Source organism: Sphingobacterium sp. UBA6645, from assembly GCF_002455685.1.
GTDB classification, from domain to species: domain Bacteria; phylum Bacteroidota; class Bacteroidia; order Sphingobacteriales; family Sphingobacteriaceae; genus Sphingobacterium; species Sphingobacterium hotanense.
Window position 1 is genome coordinate 40834 of sequence record NZ_DKLH01000045.1, and the last position, 19318, is coordinate 60151.

The window sequence follows — 19318 nt, forward strand, 5'->3', positions numbered from 1 at the left end:
ATGAAACTAAAACTTAGATACTTAGGATTTGTACTGGCTTTACCTTTCCTATTCATTTATAGCTGTAAAACACAAAAAGGTAAATTTGAATTTGTGAACCCTAAATCAGGATCGAAAGTCTTAAAGGGCGAGAAATTACAGCTCAAATTAAACTTTAATGACGTAGCGATCGACTCCGTTGTATATTCTGTGGATGGAGATATTATTGATAGAAAAACCGATACGACTGCTGTAGCATTCGATACAGATAAGCATGGCTATGGAAGTAAGCGCCTAAGTGCGAAAATCTACGCGCAAGGGAAAGAAGATATCGCGTACAGTGATCTGTTAGTCGTACCGCCGGCACCAAAAGCATACGCCTTTGAAGTCGTCAATACTTATCCACACGATTCTACAGCGTTTACCCAAGGCTTATATTATGATAACGGAACACTTTACGAATCAACGGGAAAAGAGGATAGAACCTCGCTGCGCAAAGTTGATCTAAAAACAGGAAAGGTGATCCAAAAGATAGACGGTGATGGTACTTTCTTCGGTGAAGGCATGACCGTAGTAGGTGATAAAATTTACTTTTTAACCTGGTTAAACAAAAAAGGATTTATCTATGATAAAACGTCCTTTAAATTAATCAAGTCCTTTGATTACGGAAAGAGCACAGAAGGATGGGGATTGACGTACGATGGAAAGCAATTTATTAAATCGGACGGCTCAGCAAATATTTATTTCCTGGATCCCGTCACTTTACAGGAAACAGGATCGGTTCAGGTGTTCGACGACAACGGCCCTGTAGATCGTATTAACGAGATGGAATATGTCGATGGAAAACTGTTTGCAAACATCTACGACCAATCAAAAGATGAAGTTGTTATAATCGACCCAACCACCGGTGTAATCGAAGGTAGAGTCAATTTTGTAGGACTATATGACGGTTTAAGGAAATCTGCTGACAACGAAATGAATGGTATTGCCTACAAATCGGGCACAAAAACTTTCTTAGTTACAGGCAAAGACTGGACGAAGTTATTTGAAATTCGGCTTAAAGAACGATAGTAAAAAATCAAATTCTTTATCCTAATTAAATAGAACCTATTATATTCAATAACTTAACAAAGAGGTGGACTAATATATTTTGTTTATTTCGGAGTTATCCACCTAATCTTTTCGTAGCATTAGCGGCCTTTGATTTCGTCCGATGGTTATTCTGGAGCAAGCTGACCCTAGTAATCTAGGCAAATAAGAAATTACTATCTGCAGTTAGTAACCGTTAAAGCATGGTATTCGTATCCGTCCTGTGAACTACGTATTGACTAGAAGTTGAGTTGTGCCTAGTTTTGGATTATGAATACAGAAGAGAAAAGAGAATATATGAAGCTGATGGTTTCCGAATGGCAGCAAAGTGGTGGATATTTCGGATCGATTTGTGCCAGTCATTTAAGTCTGTTAGGGCCAGTTATTACGGTTCAAAATGTGCCATGGCTAAATAAACCTGATATTGGAGGTGTCATTTCGGCAAAACTTGGGATAACCAGCATACCCGTTAACATTCTAATCAACCGCTCAGGTAAAATCGTATACTTTAAAAACGGCGGACAGCTTGACTTAGCTAGAATTCGTAGTATCATTATGACCGACAATTAAGATATTATATGGAATAATTCTATGTATATTAGAATATTGATAACTGCTTTATTTCACTAAATAAGTCTGGAATGTCGGCGTGATCACAAAACTTATACAACGATATAAGGGCCATTGACTCGTCTTATTTGGGATATGTGAAGATGACTATTAGCAATCTCAAACAAATAAAGAGCTAAAAAAGAAAATCTTTTCTCTTTTTAATTTTCATTATGCAGATAAAACTTTAATTTTAAACTAGAAATCACTTTAGGGTTTCCATAGCCAAATAATCCGAGCAAAATCAAATTTAATATATTGTTAATATTAGTTAAGTAAATTTGTGTTTACTAAAAAAGCATTCAATCAAGATGACCATAGAAAATCAGATATATATGGATTTGAAGAAGGGCGATATTCACGCCTTTCAGGTTGTATTTGATGCTTATTCAGCCAACATCTTTAACCTATCCTTTCAAATTCTGAAAAGCAAAGTACAAGCGGAGGAAGTCGTCCAGGAAACTTTTTTTAAACTCTGGTTGCATCGTGAGGAATTGGATGATGCCCGAGAATTATGGCCATATATTTATGTGATCGCCAAAAGAATCTGTTTTAATCAATTGAGATCATTGAAGTATGATCAACTAGCTCAGCAGGAATTAATCAAAAATATGACGCTATCGGTAGAGGATTCTGTTCATCAGCTTACTGAAATCAGTAATATTCTGCAGGAGTCTGTCAATTTATTGCCTGCGAGACAAAAACAGGTTTGGATCATGAGCAGGGAAGAAGGCAAATCGCATAAAGAAATTGCGGATGAATTGGGGATTTCTCCAAATACCGTAAAAAATACTATTGTACAAACCTTAAAAACTTTACGCCATACCTTTAAAGAAGCAGATTATCTGTATTTTATATTATTTTTGTTTTTCATATAGTCCCTCCCTCTTCTTCGTGTGTACATAGTATAGTAAATACTTAAATTGTGCATAAGAATCGTTTCGAAGAATTAAACAGAAAATTTTTAAATAACCATATTTCAGAAGAGGAACTTCAGGAATACCTTAAGTTATTGGAGGAGAATGAAGAATTATTCTATGATACGTTAGATACAGTTGACCCGATACCGAATCAAGGAGAATTTGATCAGCAGCAGGTGTTTCAAGATTTGTTGAATCAGATCAACCTAACAAGTTCACCTAAAACCAAAGGATTAAATTATACCTGGATTTCCATTGCGGCCACCTTACTTTTAGTGACGGGCATAGCCTTTTATATCTGGAGAAATCCAGACAAATCCTTAGAAAACATTAATCTAACTGTTATCCCTGCGTTTGAAAATAAAGAACAACCTTCAATTGATTCTGCGGTTATCGTATTAGCAGATGGTACACAATTGTCATTGGAAGATGTTGCCCAAGAGGGAATGGAACATGACGGTGTTACGCTTTCAAAAACAGGAAATGACATGATCAAGGTAGCCTTTAGCAAGAGTTTAGCGCATAAACAGAAAGCCTTCCATGAATTCAGAACCACAAAGGGAACGAGCTACAATCTTCAACTTCCCGATGGCACCAAAGTTTTCCTTAATTCGGGCTCCATTTTTAAGATCAGTTCTGACTTTAACGAGCAAAACCGAAAAAGTGAACTCTCTGGAGAGGCATTCTTTGAGGTTGCCCACAATCCTCAGAAGCCTTTTCTGGTAAAAACTAAAGATTATCAGGTAAAAGTGCTGGGAACCCAATTCAACGTGAAAAGCTATCCAACTTCCAGGGAATCAAGAACCAGTTTGTTAAAAGGTAGCGTACAGGTGAATTCGGCTGAGTCCAACATGATGCTTAAACCTGGTCAGCAAGCAATAGGACAGTCCGGGAATGAACTGAAGATGGCTCAGGCGAACTTTCGGGAGGTGCTCGCCTGGCGAGACGGTTATTTTAGATTTCAGAATGCAAGTGTACGAGATATTATGAATGATATCCTAAACTGGTATGATATAAAAGATGTCATATACGAATTCAATATTGATGAACATTTTACCGGTTCTATTAAGCGCTCTCGAAGCTTAAATGATGTACTTCAGGGCATGGAAAAGATATCGAACCTAAAATTTGAAATTAGAGAAGGGAGGGTGTTCGTAAGAAAGTAGTTGTGAAAGAGAAAGATACGGAAGGGCGGCCACCCTCCCGTGTTTCGAATGGATAAAATCCTTATTAACAGTAAATTATTTACCCAATACTAATCAAATGTATTATTTTTTTACTAGAAATCCCTATTCGAAAAAAATAGGACTAAACAAACTTTTGTTAATTATGAAACTGGTTTCGTTGTTGTTACTTGGAACCATGCTACATGTGAGCGCTTCGACCATGGGTCAGAAGATCAACATCCGCGCCAAGCAAGCGACTTTACAGGACATTTTACAGGATATTCAAAATCAAACGAATTACGACTTTCTTTATAGCAATAACCAAGTCAACAGCCTGAAAAGGATGGACGTCTTTGTGGAAAATAAAGACTTAAAGGACGTTTTAAAGAAGGTTTTGACACCTAATGGATTGGTGTTTTTCGTGGAGAACAACATGGTTCTGATTAAAACCCGTACCGAGTTGAACAGTGATCCAGCGTTGATCCAGCGTGTGATCGAAGGATATGTTAGGGATGAACAGAATCAACCGATTACCGGTGCTTCCGTTTCTCTTTTGAACAGCAACCTGGCGACTTCAACCGATGATAGGGGTTATTTTCGGCTAAATAGTCCGACAGAATCTGCTTCTGTTGTGATCACGGCGATCGGTTATGTCAGCCAGACTATTGCGATTTCGGGAACCTCAGCGACGAATATCGTGCTGAAGGAGTCCGTAAGTGGATTAGACGAGGTCGTTGTAGTTGGTTATGGTATCCAGAAGAAAGCAAATTTGACGGGCGCGGTATCGCAGATCAATGCCGAGGATATTGCCCTACGACCGGAAGCTAATATCGCTACCACCTTACAGGGGTTGATGCCCGGTCTGAACATTCAAATGAATAATGGTGACCCATCTACCACGCCCGATATCAACGTTCGTGGGTTTAATTCGATCAACGGAGGAAACCCGCTGGTGTTAATCGATGGAATTGAAGGGAATATTACCCGAGTAAATCCCAATGATATTGAAAGTGTAACAGTACTTAAGGATGCATCATCAGCATCCATTTATGGCGCACGTGGAGCCTTTGGGGTGATCTTAATTACGACCAAAACAGGGAAGGCGGGAACAACCTCGGTTACTTATACCAATAATTTTGGCTGGACTTCACCGACTGCAAGAACGGATTATATTTCTGATCCCTATGTGTATGGAAAAACGGTAGATGCCGCCCTATTTGGTTACAACGGATCTTCATATACCAATTACAATGAGATGGATTGGGAGACGATCAAGATGGTGGCAAATGGAGAAATCGAACCTTTCCACGAATTACAAGCTGATGGATCCTATAAGTTCTTCCATAAATCCAATTGGTGGGATCACATGTTTAAAAAGCATCAGGCGTCGAATTTCCATAATATTGCCATATCCGGTGGAACAGAAAAGCTGAAGGGCTACCTTTCTGGTCGAATCTTCGAGCGTGAAAGCATCAATAATATAAATGACGATGCCAATATGGATCGCCAGAACCTGAAAGCTAATTTGGTATTCACACCTAACTCCTGGTTGGAACTATCGAACAACATCCAATTTATCAACGAGAAGGACAAGGATTATGGTGGCTATACCAATGGTTTCGGTGGCTTGTGGAGTACAACCACCTGGTATAACCTGATGGCCTTTTACCCAATTATGGTAGATGGTGTACCGACCGATATCGGAACAGGTACTGGCGGCCAAGGAGGTAATGCCGGCCTGCATTCTGGTAAAACCTGGCGCTTGTTCAATAATGAGGAGTTTACCAATACGTTTCGTGTAGTGGCAAAACCATTGGAGGGTCTACAGATCAATTTCGATTATAGCAATCGTATTGAGAATACGGCACGCAGCTTTCGTTTGAATCCCTTTGATTATTTAGCCGGAAATAGATTAGATTTCCGTACAGTTGGCTTGAATCGATTGACCGAGTACAGATGGAAAGATAAGTATAATGCGCTAAACCTGTTTGCGACCTACAATAAAACGATCGCAAATAAACATCACATGAAATTGTTGGCAGGCTATAACCAAGAACAGTTTGATCGTGACCGTGTTGCGACCACGGCAGATAACCTGTTGATCGAAGACCTTTCTAACCTATCATTAGCAACGGTGATGAATAGTATTTCGGGCTCAGCAACCAACTGGTCTATCCAGGGATATTTTGGACGATTGAACTATGATTTCGATAATAAATATCTATTAGAAGTGAATGCTCGCTATGATGGTTCTTCCCGTTTCCCGGTCGACAGTCGTTGGGGATTGTTCCCGTCGGTTTCCCTGGGGTGGCAGGTGGATAGAGAATCTTTCTGGGAGGCTGCTCGTCCTTATGTTTCCTCCTTAAAATTCAGAAGTTCTTACGGTGTGCTAGGGAACCAAACTGTGGATGTAAATACTTTCAAGGAATTGATGAATGTAGGAACTTCTGAATGGTTGAATGGTGGTCAACGATTGATATTTGCGTCTGTACCAGGGCCTTTACCCAATGTGGTGACCTGGGAGACCACAAAAAGCTTGAATATCGGTGCCGACCTTGGATTCCTGGACAATAAACTCTTGTTGAACCTGGATTGGTACAGGAAAAATGTGGAAGGTATGTATCTTCCGGGAGAACCTCTACCAGCTGTGTTTGGTGCCAATGAGCCTAAGGAGAACTATGCAGCGCTGCGAAATGATGGTTATGAGATCGCAGTTACTTACCAGGATAAATTTGATCTTGCCGGAAGTCCATTGCAGTTTAATGTGACAGCCAACGTAAGCAATTTCAAAGGTGTCATCACCCGATACAATAACCCTAATGGCTTATTGAGCTCATACAACGAGGGGGAGCGTCTGGGCGATATCTGGGGCTACCGAATTGCTGGTCAGTTCCAGTCCGATGAGGAAGCATTGGCTTACCAAAACTCGTTTACCAATCCCGGAAACAGTCTTTCGCAAGTGTACAATGATATTCTGAACGTCATGCAGAACAGCGAATGGAATCACCTACGCGCTGGAGATATCAAGTATCTGGATCTCAACGGAGATGGAAGAATCGATAAAGGCCAAAATACGCTTGCAGATCACGGAGACTTAGAACGCATCGGAAACTCCATGCCTAAGTTCCCATTTGGATTGAACCTGAACATGCGTTGGAAAAATATCGATATGGGCGTAGCCTTGGCAGGAGTTGCCAGTCAGGATTGGTACCCTACAGGAGATCTTTACTGGGGACCTTACCAACGTCCATACTTATCATTCATCCGCAAAGATTTAGTGGATAATGCTTGGAGACCGGATAAGACGCAGAACACCTACCCACAGATTTATCGTGGATATTCATCGCTGCAATCTGGGAGATCATTATATGAATTGAACGATTATTATTTGACCAATGTTGGTTTCCTTCGTGTTAAGAACCTGAGTTTGGGTTATACTTTCCCGCAAGCCTGGACACAACGAGCAAAAGTGGACAAGGTAAGGGTATTCTTTAGTGGAGAGAATCTATTTACTTGGAGTTTCGGCGGCTTGACTAAATATCTGGATCCCGAACAAGCAGGCTCTTCCGTGGATTATTCCTCTCCGGCAACAGCGGATGATCGTGGTGACCTGCGGTCCTATCCGATGGGAAAAACGATTTCTTTTGGTGTCATGTTAACCCTATAAGTTGAAAAACATCATGAAAAAAATGACGATAAAATATTATATATACGCTGTGGCAAGTGTTTTCTTGCTAGGTTCCTGTAATAAGGATTTCTTAGAGCGGCCATCAGAGGATCAAGTAGAAGCGCCGTATTTCTTTAATACCGCAAAGGATCTGGAAGTGGCAACCAATGATTTTTATACCATGTTGGTAACGACATCCGTTTATTCGGAAGATGCCAACTCGGATAATTTAATGCCCCTGAATCCTGCCGATAAGATTAAAGGAAATAGGATTGTTCCGGTTGCCAGCGGTAGCGGCGGTTGGTCTTGGGGAAATCTTCGGAAAATAAATTATTTTCTAGCGAACTTTCATAAAGTAGCCGATGAAGATGCCAAAGCCAAGTATGCTGGAATTGCCCGTTTTTTTAGAGCGTATTTTTATTACGATAAGGTGAAGACTTTTGGTGACGTGCCCTGGTACGGAAAGGTCTTATCGGCAAACGATCCCAATCTTTTTAAAGCGAGAGATTCCCGGTTTTTGGTAATGGATTCGATTATGGCCGACTTGGATTATGCCATCGAACATATTCCCGCAGAGAAGCAGGTGAATTTAGTGACTAAGTATACCGCCATGCTACTGAAGTCACGCGTAGCCTTATTCGAAGGGACATTCCGAAAATATCATAAGCTGGAAGGAGCCGATAAATTCCTGAATGAAGCGGTTGAAGCTTCCCAGATGCTGATCAATTCATCTGCTTATACCTTATTTACTGACGGAGGGGCGGCTGCCGCATATCGAAATCTTTTTGCCCGTGATAAGCAGGATGCCATAGAAACAATATTGGCTGTTGACTACGAATTGGGGCTAAAGGTCCATAGCACGGCTTATAATTTTACTTCTGCTACTTCCGGTTCCTATGGACTGATGAAAGATGTAGTGAATAGTTACCTGATGAATGATGGCTCCCGATTTACAGACAAGTCCGGTTATCAGACCTATTCTTTTTTCCAGGAGATGCAGAACAGAGACCCTCGGTTGACGCAGACCACAGCTGGGCCAGATTTCAGAGTGAACGGTGAATCAAAGAATGAACCAGTGACCTTGAACATCACCACGACAGGTTACCGCCTGATCAAGGCCCTGCCAAACAGAGCCCAGTGGGGTACCGGAGCTTCTGTATTCGATATCGTTATTTTCCGTTTTGCCGAAGCATTATTGGTCAACGCGGAAGCAAAAGCAGAACTAGGAACATTAACGCAAGGGGATCTGGACAATACCATCAACAGATTGAGAGCGAGAGCGGGCATGCCTAATTTGAATTTGGTACAGGCAAACGCCAATCCGGATCCTTATTTGGAAGAAATGTATCCGAATGTGGAAAATACAGCTAATAAAGGGGTAATCCTTGAAATAAGAAGAGAAAGAAGGATAGAGCTTTTCAATGAAGGATTACGCTGGGATGACCTGATGCGTTGGAAAGAGGGCAAGAAAGTGACCAAGCCAATGGTCGGAGTATATTTCTCCGGTTTAGGAAGTCATGATTTTACCGGCGATGCCGTTCCGGATGTGTTTTTGCATACAGGAAGCACCGCAGGTGCACCTGCCTCCATCACTTCCTTTATCAATATCAATCAAAGAACCCTTAGAAATCCATTAACTGGTCAACAGAATGCGACTTCCGGAAATCTAGATCCATTTCCGCAAGGAGGAGTTTTCGATGAGCAAAGGGATTATTTTGCGCCATTGCCTTCCGAGGATTTGATCTTGAATAAAAATTTAGTACAGAACCCAGGTTGGAAATAAGATGAAAAAGATATGCTGTTTACTCGTTTTATGCTTCGGCTTATTTGTCCTTTTTGGGCAGGCCGAAGCTAAGGCGCCAAAGTTTCCGATTGGCTATGCCTTGGATTTCCAAAAAATTACGGACCAAAAGATGCAGTACATCAAGAGTTTGGGAATCAATTATATTGAACTCTCCGGCATTGGTGCCTTGCTTGACAAAAACCTCCAATCGACTCAGGTCGACCCTTCATGGACATCGAAAATAAAGGAAGTTGCTGCTATTCTCAAAAGGAACAAAGTGAAGGTTTGGTCGATCCACATGCCTTTTAGTCTACACCTGGACATCTCCCGGGTAGATGAAGAAGGAAGATTGCACGTAATGGAGGCACAAAGGAATGTACTTCAGGTGTTAAAGCCGGTGAAGGCAGAGATTATCCTGTTCCACCCGTCGTTTTATCTGCGGCTTAATGAACGTAGCGAGCGAAAAGCGCAGTTGCAAAAGTCCGTGGCGTACCTGAATAAAGAAGTGAAAGCCATCGGTTCGAATATGGTGGTGGAAAACATGTTGGGGCCGTCCTTAACGGTAAATGGCCGCGAACGACCTTTGATGCGGTCCGTAGAGGAGTGTTTAGAGCTTTTTCAGGGCTTTCCTAAAGATGTTGGCCTGGCAGTTGATTTTTGTCATATTGCTGAACCTCAACATTTATTAGCGTCATTTGGATCCAGAGTGAAAACCTTGCATGTTTCCAACGGCGACGGTACGGCCGAATACCATTATCTACCTTGTGATACCCGAGGGAAAAATGACTGGAACAGCATCTTTGCCACATTGGAAAAGATCAAGTATAAGGGGGTGTATATGCATGAGTGCAAATACAATGATGAAAAGGAAATTGTGGATTGCTATCAGCATCTGTGGGATGCTTATCAAACGAGTTTAACAATTAAAAAATGAAATAATGAAGAGTATATATAGCCTTTTGCTAATGATCACGATTCTTTTTGGATTTTCTTCCTGTAAAAAGGATAAGGAAACATTTGAAGAGAAGTTAATGGCGGGCACAGAATTGATGGAGGTTGGAAGTAAAACAGGGAAATACCAATTTGATGTCCTTTCCAACGAAAATATGCTGTTGGAGTCGGATGTAGACTGGATCGTATTGGATACCTCCGAACTTGAAAAAGGAAAACGTAAAGTTATTTTTGAGGTTCAAGCAAATGAGGACGATGAACGATCGGGAATTATTACCGTTCGCATTAATGATGAGATTTCTAAGCAGGTCCTGGTGAGCCAGGAATCAGGGAAAGTGCCGGTATTCTTTGTTAGCCCGAACGGGAGCGGAGATGGATCTTCTTGGGAAAGTCCATCAACCTTTCATGCGGCTATGGAAAAAGCCACCACAGGAAGTACGATCTATCTGATGGAAGGGACATATACACCGTTTAAAACCATCCGTAATGGAGACTCCGCTGAGGAATCTGATAAAACTTTTGAAATCAATAAGAATATCAGCCTGATAGGTGGTTTCTCATCAGATGCAAGTATCGGTGCAAAACCTAATGCATCGCTGTACAAAACGATTCTTGATGGCAGGCTTCCCAGTGGGAAACAAGCATTCCATACCGTGACAGTAACGGCTGCTAAAGAAGCGGAGTCTCAGGTATATATCGAAGGATTGGTGATTACCGGAGGTAATGCAACGGATCGAAGTACCAATATATCCATTAATGGGCTTAATTTTAGCCGTGGACAGGGTGGTGGAATAGCTATTGGTGGTTCACAGGTACATTTAAAGGCTGTGGAAATTATCGATAACAAAGCAACAGCAGATAAAGGAACTGTTGGGTTTGCTGCCGGTATGTACGCTTTTGGTTCGGCTGATGTCATTATGGAGAATTCTAAAGTCAATAATAACACAAATACAGGAAACAACGGTGGTGGCGTATGGATGCACACTTCCAATTTAACGGCTTATAATTCCCAGTTCAACGGCAACAATGCACGCGGCACGGCGGGCGGTGTGCATGGTTACCCAAATGCTAAGATTATTCTCTATAACTCTGAAGTGAGCCAAAATAGCAATACCTCGTATGGTGCCGGGTTATACCTTCGGGAAAAATCTACAGGGATCTTGGTGAACTGCTTATTGGTAGGAAATAAAAGCACCTCTAAGAACGGTGGTGGAGCAGTGATGCTGTATGATGATTGTAAAATAGATATCATCAGTTCTACCATTACAGGAAATGAGATTCCAGGGCCTGGCGCAGGTGTATATCGCCGTTCAAAAGTGAATAACCTGACCATCGTCAATTCCATTATCTCTGGAAACAAACAGGATGCAAGTTCTACCGATGTGGATGCCTATACGGATAATGCAGGAATTGCACCAATTATCAAGAGCTCTGCAATTGCCGGTCAAGTTTATTCGGAAGCAGGATCCGTAGTGTCGGACCTTTCCTTCAACCCGGCAACCATGTTAAGCGCTCAATATGTACCGATGGGCGTTAATAACCCGGCGTTAATGCATGGATTAAATGGCAGCTCCCTAACAACCCTGGGACAGACCTATAATCCGGTCTTGGAAAGCCAAATCAATGCCGATAAAAATGGCAACGAACGTATGGATAAAATCATGGGCGCTTTAATAAAATAACATGAAAAAGATTGCTTTGAGCATACTTCTAAGTGGTATCAGCCTATTTTCGGTTTTCTGTCATTCCAAGACCATCATGCTGGTCTTGGGATCGGCAGATCCAAAAGTATTGGATGAACGCATACAGATCGCTTTGCGTCTATATAAGATTCAAACCTTTGACGACATTATTGTTTCAGGAGGATGTGCTGCGCATGGCTCGAGTATATGTGAGGCCAGTAGAATGTTCGACCAGATGAAGGCAAGCGGAATCCCCCCAGAAATAATTCATAAAGAAGAGAATGCAAAGACCACCGTTCAGAATTATATATTCAGTAGGGTATTGGAGAACGAATCAGGAGAAAGAATCATGCAGCCTGGAGATACCGTTTTTGTGGTTTCCAACCATTGGCATGCTGTATCGGTTGCCGCACGATTACAAAAATACGATGGCGTGGTGGCCCGATTTTTTATTGAAGGTTCCCAACAGCCTAAGGAGACCGATAAGCTGGACTATGTCAATATTTTTAATGGGGAGAGCGATAATGAAAAGTTTATCGCCAAAGGCACTTGGTTGACTCCCGACGCCGTATGGTCAAAGAAAGATTCTGTTTATTATCTAATGGGTAATCTTCTGTATGTCAGCAATCCAGATAATACATCCTATTCTGTAAAGAAGTTAAGTTCAGAAATGGATCTTCTGAAAAGTCTCGAGCTTGAAAAGGACTTACATTTCATAGATGACGGAAAGCAGTGGGTGATTTGGGATGGTATTAAGTTTCAGAATATGGATAAGTTTACAGGCGAAAAAAGTGCGCCATATGATTGGCATGAGCTGCTGAGAAATGCCCCCGAATCATGGAAGCATTCCATGAATACCGGATTTATACAGGAAGGGACATTGTACCTCTTCTCAGATTCCAAATTACTTATCGCAAAGAAGAAGGGAAAATACTATGATTTTGTAACAGAGAGCTCCGCTGATCAATATTTTAAGAGTTGGCCGTTTGGATGGGGGAAAAGCAATGTGAATGCCGCCTCAATAAACCAACAGACCAAAGAAATACAGCTCTACAGGAATATGGAGGTATTAACACTTGACCTTAAAAAAAGAACAGTAAAGCAAGTTAAACCATTACGCTTAAAATGGGTGAATTACTAATAAAACAACCAATTCATGAAAAAATTTAATTTTATATACTACCTAGTTTTCCTTTTGCTTTTCACCTCTTGTGAAAAGAACGATGGGACCCAATTGCCCTACGATTACTCCCAGGATCAAACTTTAAGTATCCAGGAGACTTTAGAGAAAGCCGATTGGAAAATCAAGCAGGTGACGGACGGGATAACCTGGAAGCATGTGCAGTTTTCGCAGATTTTTGAATCAAAGCAATATATCAACATGTTCGAAATAGATTTGACCAAGGGCTTTGATATCGAAATCCCCTATGTGAAAACAGGATTCTTGAAAACGAGCGATGCTGCCACAAGAGCCAATGCATTGGTTGCATTTAATGGCTCTTATTTCAATACCAGTGTTGGTGGCTCAACCGTATTCTTCAAACACGATAATGTAATTCAAAATCCGACGGTGAATGGCTTTAATCCTTATCGGGAAAACGGAGCAATGGTAATCGACGCTTCCGGAAAACCAAAGATTGTTTCAAAACCTTCTTCCGGATGGACCTCGGTCGCAGAACCTGTTGCACTGGCTGGTGGTCCGCTATTGATCCAAAATGGCGAAGAGTTGTCACAATTGAATGTGGATTTCAATACGGCTAGACACCCACGGACGGCTGTGGGAATAACAGCAGATCAGAAAATGATTGTGGTCGTTGTCGATGGGCGTTCTTCTCAATCGCAAGGATTGAGCATTCCACAGTTGTCTTCACTCATGAAGGCATTAGGCTGCGTTGCTGCATTAAATTATGATGGCGGTGGTTCAAGCACCGCATGGGTAAATGGGGATGGAGTCGTGAATTTCCCATCCGATAATGGAAAATTTGATCATGAGGGTGAACGTGCAGTCGCGACAGTATTTACCGTGAAATAAACAATTTAAATTTTTGTGGAAGAGAATTTATTAGTTCGCTTCCTTGAAAGGCACAAATCAAGTTTTGTGCCTTTTTTTAACGGATGTAATCGGGTTTTAGGTTTTAAACACTCTCGTCCTAAAGAACAAATAATAAATAATAAAAAATACAGCGGTTTATGTTGAGGAGTCTTTTATTCCTATTTAAGTTAAAAACTTCAACATTAACTTTACATTTCATCTAAAAGAAACTTTTCAATTGTTTGATTTTTAATTGTCGAATCGCTACTAACATAGTGCTTATTGAATGATTCTACAGGTACCTTATTGTTATAGTCAACTAATTCCTTTCGTTGAGTTTCAGAAATGTCCTCTCGTTTAAATGACAAATCCCGTAGCTTGAAAACGGTGGCTAATGCTTCATCATTAATAATTTTCATGGATATTTCGGATCGATTTGCTTTTCTTCCAACATGGGCCTGATTTCTTTGCAAAAATCATCTACTTTAACGAATATTTCTATAACTTTATCTCTCAACATAAGGCTTGATTTATTATTGTATTGAATTGATAGACAACTATTTATATACAAAAATCAAGTCTGTTTTATGTTTTACAGCCTCTTTTTTAACGCTTTTTCTTATCCCGAACTCACGTTAAATAAGAAAGGAGATTATTCAAAGTAAAAACCAATCAATAATTCACTTTTAGCATTTAAAACATTATTTCTCGTCAAACCAGATACCCATAGTTGGACGTTTTGAAAAATAGTATAAGCAATCTAAATAAATACATAGGCTATTCGGCAGTTCTTCCCTTAGTTTTGATTCATTAATTAATGAAATTATGGAAAAGAGAAAAGTAGTTCATCCAGATCGTGACCCTAACTTTGTGACTGGTGCATATTCAGATGCCGTTCATGTAGGGGATTTGGTATTTGTTAGTGGGCAAGCTGCCGTAGATTTCAAAACTTCCGCCTTTGTGTTAGGTACCATCGAAGAGGAGACCATTAGGTCAATGGAGAATATTAAAGCAATTTTGGAAAATGCGGGTACAAGCATGGATAATGTACTAAAATGCACTGTGCATTTGGCAGATATCCAGGATTTTAGCGCTTTCAATAAAGTATATGGGACCTATTTCAATGGTGTACGGCCGGCGAGGACAACTGTCCAATCTGTGTTAGCAGAAGGAATAAAGGTGGAGATTGATTGTATTGCAAAATTAAAATAGAATACATGTCGGAAAAGCTACATATTATCGGAGTTGTTGGACTCGGATTGATGGGCAGTAGTATTATTGTTGCTCTATTGAAATCGGGTTGTCAAGTAATTGCTGTTACACCACTGCCCGAAGAATTGGAAGAAGGTACACAGCGCATTCTGGAGCAATTGCAATTAGCTGATGACATGCATCTTATTAAAGAAAATCAACCAACTTCCACAAGGAATCTTACAGTGTCAAGTGATTATAAAGCTTTACTTAACTGTCAATTAGTGATTGAATGCATCATCGAATTGGAAGAGATTAAAAAATTAGTCTACCAACAAATTGAAGCCGTCGTTCCGATAAGTTGTGTGATAGCGAGCAATACGTCGGCAATTCCCATCAATATCCTACAACAGTATTTACAGCATCCAAGTCGTTTTATGGGCATACATTGGGCAGAACCTGCTTACGCAACGCGATTCTTGGAGATTACCTGTGGTGGGAAAACGGATGTGTCGCTAGCTGAAATGGTTCAAGAAGAGGCTATTTCTTGGGAAAAGGAGCCAACTCTGTTGTATAAAGATATCCGAGGATTTATTACTAATAGACTTTTATATGCAGCTTACCGACAAGGTTTTGAACTAATAAACCAAGGTGTGGTGGGTATGGCTGGATTGGATAAGTGTTTCCAATATGATATAGGATCTTGGATAACCATCATGGGAATCTTTAAAAGAATGGACTATATAGGTTTAAATCACTATTTACAAACCTTTCAAACCATTTTTCCAAAACTAAGCAATAGCCACGAGGTTCCAAGACAGATGGAAGAAATATTACAAACGAAGGGGAGAGGAATTCATAATTTGAAAGGACTTTATCCCCACAGTGAACAATCCGCCAAACAGCTAGAACATAATTTCGCAATTTTCAATGAAGAGATTTATCGATTAGCGGATCGATATAGAAATCGATTGAAAGAATTAAACTTAGCAGAACCAAATGGAAAACAATAGATATGCTAAATCCAAGGAATTATTGGATAGGGCAAGTAAGGTTTTAGCTTCGGGAGTTTCTTCCGAATTTAGAAAATATAATCATCCGCATGCTTTATTTTATGATTATGCCCACGGGAGTATGATTCGAGATGTAGATGGAAATGAATATATAGATTTTACTCTAAGCCAAGGACCTTTAATTCTAGGTCATTCAAATAAAAGAGTATTGGATGCGGTAGAATCTTACTCAAGGGAAGGGCAGTTGTATGCAGGTCAACATTTGAAAGAAATTGAATTGGCGGAAAAGCTCCAAGAGATTATACCTACAGCGGAATTGATGCGTTTTTGCTTGGATGGATCTGAAGCAGTGCAGACCGCTTTCCGCGTGGCTAGATCCAAGACGAAAAGGAACCTATTCTTAAGGTTTGAGGGACATTACCACGGATGGTTAGACAATGTAGCTTATGGAATTTCTGTGCCTCAAGGAGGGTTTGGAAGCCGAGATAAGCCGAACATCTCTCCCTGGAGCCAAGGTATGGCAGTATCTAGCTCCTCGGAATTCATCTTAATTCCGTGGAATGATGTCGAATTATTAGAAAAGACCATTGGAAAATACAAGGATGAATTGGCAGCTGTGATCACTGAACCGATTATGTGTAATAATGGTTGTATTCCCCCTAGAGCGGGCTATTTGGAAAAGATGAGGGAATTAACCAGTAAATATGGAATTGCATTAATTTTTGATGAAGTAATCACTGGTTTCCGTATGAGCCTATCAGGAGCACAGGGATATTTTAATATCCAACCCGATCTTAGCATCTATGCGAAAGCCATGGGTTCCGGATATCCTATCAGTGCCATAGTTGGAAAGAAAGAATGGATGGAAGAAATATCTTCAGGACGTGTTATTCATGCCGGAACTATGAATGCCAGTAATCCAACTGTAGCAGCGTCGCTTGCGACGATCGAAGAACTACAAGCTGATACTGACGTCTACAGTCGATTATTTCGATTAGGGAATGATTTAAAATCTGGCTTGGAGGAGCTAGCAGCTAAACATGGACAAAATTTATTGGTACAAGGTCCGGGGCCAATGTTTAATACTTCATTTACTAACCTGAAAGCACAATATGAGTACCGCGATTTGCTACAAAACGATAAAGCAAAATTAAATCAATTTATCAGTCAGCTTCATGAAGAGGGAATTCGGGTGATTGGAAGAGGATTATGGTATATCAGTTCCACAACAACAGATGAAGATGTAAATAAAGCATTAGTAGCAGCTGGCAAAGTATTAAAACATTTTTAACTTAAATTGCTCTAAAAGAAATGATTAATACTTCTGATTTGCAGATTATTGTTTCCGGATATTCTAGAATTTCCCAAGCTTTATACAACTTTTTGATTGAAAAATCCTTATCAGTGACTACGTTCGATACAACTGTTAATTCCAATTCCACTATTAAAGCCGATTTAATCTTTATCTTTTGCTCCGATAATCAAGAAGAAAAGGTCAATATGTTGAGAAGCCTTAAACCTTACTTAAAGAAAGATGGCATCATAACTGTTAACCTGGACTCAGTAAATCTTCATGATCTTCAAGATGCGACTCAGCTCGAGGTATTAGGCTTAAATCTAAGCTTTCCAAAACAGAAATCCTTGTTCATGGAAATCATATCTACGAAAACAAATTCCAACGATCAGATTGATTTTTTAACAGAATTTGGAAGCAAGGTATTAGAGAAGGATCCTTATATGGTAAAAAATGGCATTAGTGCACGGGCTTTTATGTTGGCGGCCATGACTAGAGAGGCTTTTTATTTGGTCGATAACGGTTATGCCAGCATTGAAAGTGTGGATCGGGCATGTAGGAACGATGCAGGCTATTACATGCCCTTTACGGGAAATTATCTCTATATGGATCTAATGGGCACCGTAGCCTACGCTTTTGTCATGAAAGATTTGAATCCTGAACTTTCCAATTGCTCGGAACTTCCATCTTGGTTTGTGGATAAGGTATCTGCAGGAAAAACGGGAATGCGGGCAACTGTTGGTCTATACTCTTACGAAGAAGGAGATTTTGAAAAATGGGAAGATGTGTTAGAAGACTTTTCTGACGAAATAAATGCCCTTATTGAGAAAAATATTCAACATTATGAAAGGAGGTTGAACCATGAGTAAGAGATTGATCTTTGATGCCCATTTAGATTTAGCCATGAATGCTATAGAATGGAATCGTGATCTCCGTAAGAGTTTGCAGGAAATTAGGCAGCGAGAACTATTTATGAAAGATAAACCCGATAGAGGGAACGGCACAGTATGCTTTCCTGAGCTTCGGGCTGGAAATATTGGGATCGTTGTTGCGACACAATTGTCACGGGTAACCCCTTTAGGAACAGGATTGCCTGGATGGAATTCTCCGCAGCAAGCTTGGGCCATGACTCAAGCTCAGCGATTGTGGTACAAGGAAATGGAGAAGTTGGGTGAAATGAAATTAATACAAAACCTTGCTGATTTGGAGCATCATCTCAATGAATGGAATGCAACGGAAAACAAAGACGGATTACCGATCGGTTACATTTTGAGCTTAGAAGGCGCTGATTCTTTAGTGAATGTTGATTACTTGTATGAGGCTCATTCTTACGGTCTGAGGGCATTGGGACTATCTCATTTCGGTCCGGGACGATATGCTCCAGGAACTAGAAAAAGCGGGAAATTAGATCCTAAGGCTTATGAGCTTATGCGTGAAATGAGCAAACTTCATATGATTTTAGATGTAACGCATTTAACCGATGAAGGTTTCGATGAAGTATTGGATTTTTATGACGGACCGATTTGGGCAAGTCATCATAATGTGCGAAAAATCGTTCCAAACCAACGGCAGTTGACAGATGATCAAATCAAGAGATTGATAAATAGAGGGGCAGTAATAGGGGGAATGCTTGATTGTTGGGCGATGGATGTAAGGTTTATTGATACAGTATCTGATCCTTGGCAACTGGATATTAAATTAGAAATGCTGATTGACCATTGGGATCATATATGCCAGATTGCAGGAAATGCTCAGCATATTGGTATTGGAAGTGATTTGGATGGTATTTTTGGTACGGAGCAATCTCCTTGGGATTTAAACGCGATATCGGATCTACAGAAATATGAATTCTTGCTTCAAAATAGAGGATATACTGACCAACAAATTGATGATATTTTTCATGGAAATTGGCTTCGATTTTTAAGAAATAATTGGAAATAAT

General features: G+C 40.4%; 15 protein-coding genes and 1 pseudogene. 15 read left to right on the forward strand and 1 reads right to left on the reverse strand.

Translation table 11 applies throughout. From position 1 onward, the window contains the following. The 10 genes from B2400_RS07530 (at position 1) to B2400_RS07575 (ending at position 13878) form a co-directional block, all read left to right on the forward strand. Positions 1-1050 carry a glutaminyl-peptide cyclotransferase gene (locus B2400_RS07530; protein WP_293932266.1) on the forward strand — a complete coding sequence of 350 codons (1050 nt, stop codon included), beginning with the start codon at positions 1-3 and terminating at the stop codon, positions 1048-1050. 288 nt (positions 1051-1338) lie between these two features. Then, positions 1339-1638 (forward strand): TlpA family protein disulfide reductase, encoded by a 300-nt coding sequence (locus B2400_RS07535; RefSeq protein WP_293932268.1) that lies wholly within the window; start codon positions 1339-1341, stop codon positions 1636-1638. A 350-nt stretch (positions 1639-1988) separates the two neighbouring features. After that, positions 1989-2555, forward strand: a complete 567-nt coding sequence (locus tag B2400_RS07540) for an RNA polymerase sigma factor (RefSeq protein ID WP_293932270.1) — start codon at positions 1989-1991, stop codon at positions 2553-2555. 47 nt (positions 2556-2602) lie between these two features. Then, a complete protein-coding gene (locus B2400_RS07545; protein ID WP_293932272.1) occupies positions 2603-3763 on the forward strand; it encodes a FecR family protein in 1161 nt (386 codons plus the stop codon). A gap of 163 nt (positions 3764-3926) precedes the next feature. Next, a complete protein-coding gene (locus B2400_RS07550; protein ID WP_293932274.1) occupies positions 3927-7430 on the forward strand; it encodes a SusC/RagA family TonB-linked outer membrane protein in 3504 nt (1167 codons plus the stop codon). Between the two features lie 13 nt (positions 7431-7443). Then, positions 7444-9213: a RagB/SusD family nutrient uptake outer membrane protein gene (locus B2400_RS07555; RefSeq protein ID WP_293932276.1), complete on the forward strand. Its 1770-nt coding sequence runs from the start codon at positions 7444-7446 to the stop codon at positions 9211-9213. Position 9214: 1 nt separating this feature from the next. After that, positions 9215-10147, forward strand: a complete 933-nt coding sequence (locus B2400_RS07560) for a sugar phosphate isomerase/epimerase family protein (RefSeq protein WP_293932278.1) — start codon at positions 9215-9217, stop codon at positions 10145-10147. 4 nt (positions 10148-10151) lie between these two features. Then, complete coding sequence (locus tag B2400_RS07565) at positions 10152-11846, forward strand: BACON domain-containing protein (RefSeq protein ID WP_293932280.1); 1695 nt, start codon at positions 10152-10154, stop codon at positions 11844-11846. Position 11847: 1 nt separating this feature from the next. Then, positions 11848-12987, forward strand: coding sequence for a YdcF family protein (locus tag B2400_RS07570; protein ID WP_293932282.1), 1140 nt, complete (start codon positions 11848-11850; stop codon positions 12985-12987). Between the two features lie 15 nt (positions 12988-13002). After that, positions 13003-13878 carry a phosphodiester glycosidase family protein gene (locus B2400_RS07575; RefSeq protein ID WP_293932284.1) on the forward strand — a complete coding sequence of 292 codons (876 nt, stop codon included), beginning with the start codon at positions 13003-13005 and terminating at the stop codon, positions 13876-13878. 424 nt (positions 13879-14302) lie between these two features. Here the strand turns inward: B2400_RS07575 and B2400_RS17920 are convergent. Beyond that, positions 14303-14398, reverse strand: a pseudogene (locus B2400_RS17920) (IS982 family transposase); the annotation flags it as partial. A gap of 305 nt (positions 14399-14703) precedes the next feature. Here B2400_RS17920 and B2400_RS07580 point away from each other — a divergent pair. Genes B2400_RS07580 through B2400_RS07600 form a run of 5 tightly spaced genes read left to right on the forward strand, consistent with a single transcriptional unit; the run spans position 14704 to position 19317 of the window. Beyond that, on the forward strand, positions 14704-15090 hold the full coding sequence (locus tag B2400_RS07580) for a Rid family detoxifying hydrolase (protein WP_260039691.1): 387 nt from the start codon (positions 14704-14706) through the stop codon (positions 15088-15090). Between the two features lie 5 nt (positions 15091-15095). After that, entirely contained in the window at positions 15096-16082 is a 987-nt protein-coding gene (locus tag B2400_RS07585; protein ID WP_293932287.1) for a 3-hydroxyacyl-CoA dehydrogenase family protein, read from the forward strand. Then, positions 16069-17373, forward strand: coding sequence for an aspartate aminotransferase family protein (locus B2400_RS07590; RefSeq protein ID WP_293932289.1), 1305 nt, complete (start codon positions 16069-16071; stop codon positions 17371-17373). The genes B2400_RS07585 and B2400_RS07590 overlap by 14 nt, the downstream gene beginning before the upstream one ends. A 20-nt stretch (positions 17374-17393) precedes the next feature. Further along, positions 17394-18245, forward strand: coding sequence for a 3-hydroxyacyl-CoA dehydrogenase family protein (locus B2400_RS07595; protein ID WP_260039686.1), 852 nt, complete (start codon positions 17394-17396; stop codon positions 18243-18245). Next, on the forward strand, positions 18238-19317 hold the full coding sequence (locus B2400_RS07600; RefSeq protein WP_260039684.1) for a dipeptidase: 1080 nt from the start codon (positions 18238-18240) through the stop codon (positions 19315-19317). Before B2400_RS07595 ends, B2400_RS07600 begins: the two co-directional genes overlap by 8 nt. Position 19318: the final 1 nt, after the last annotated feature.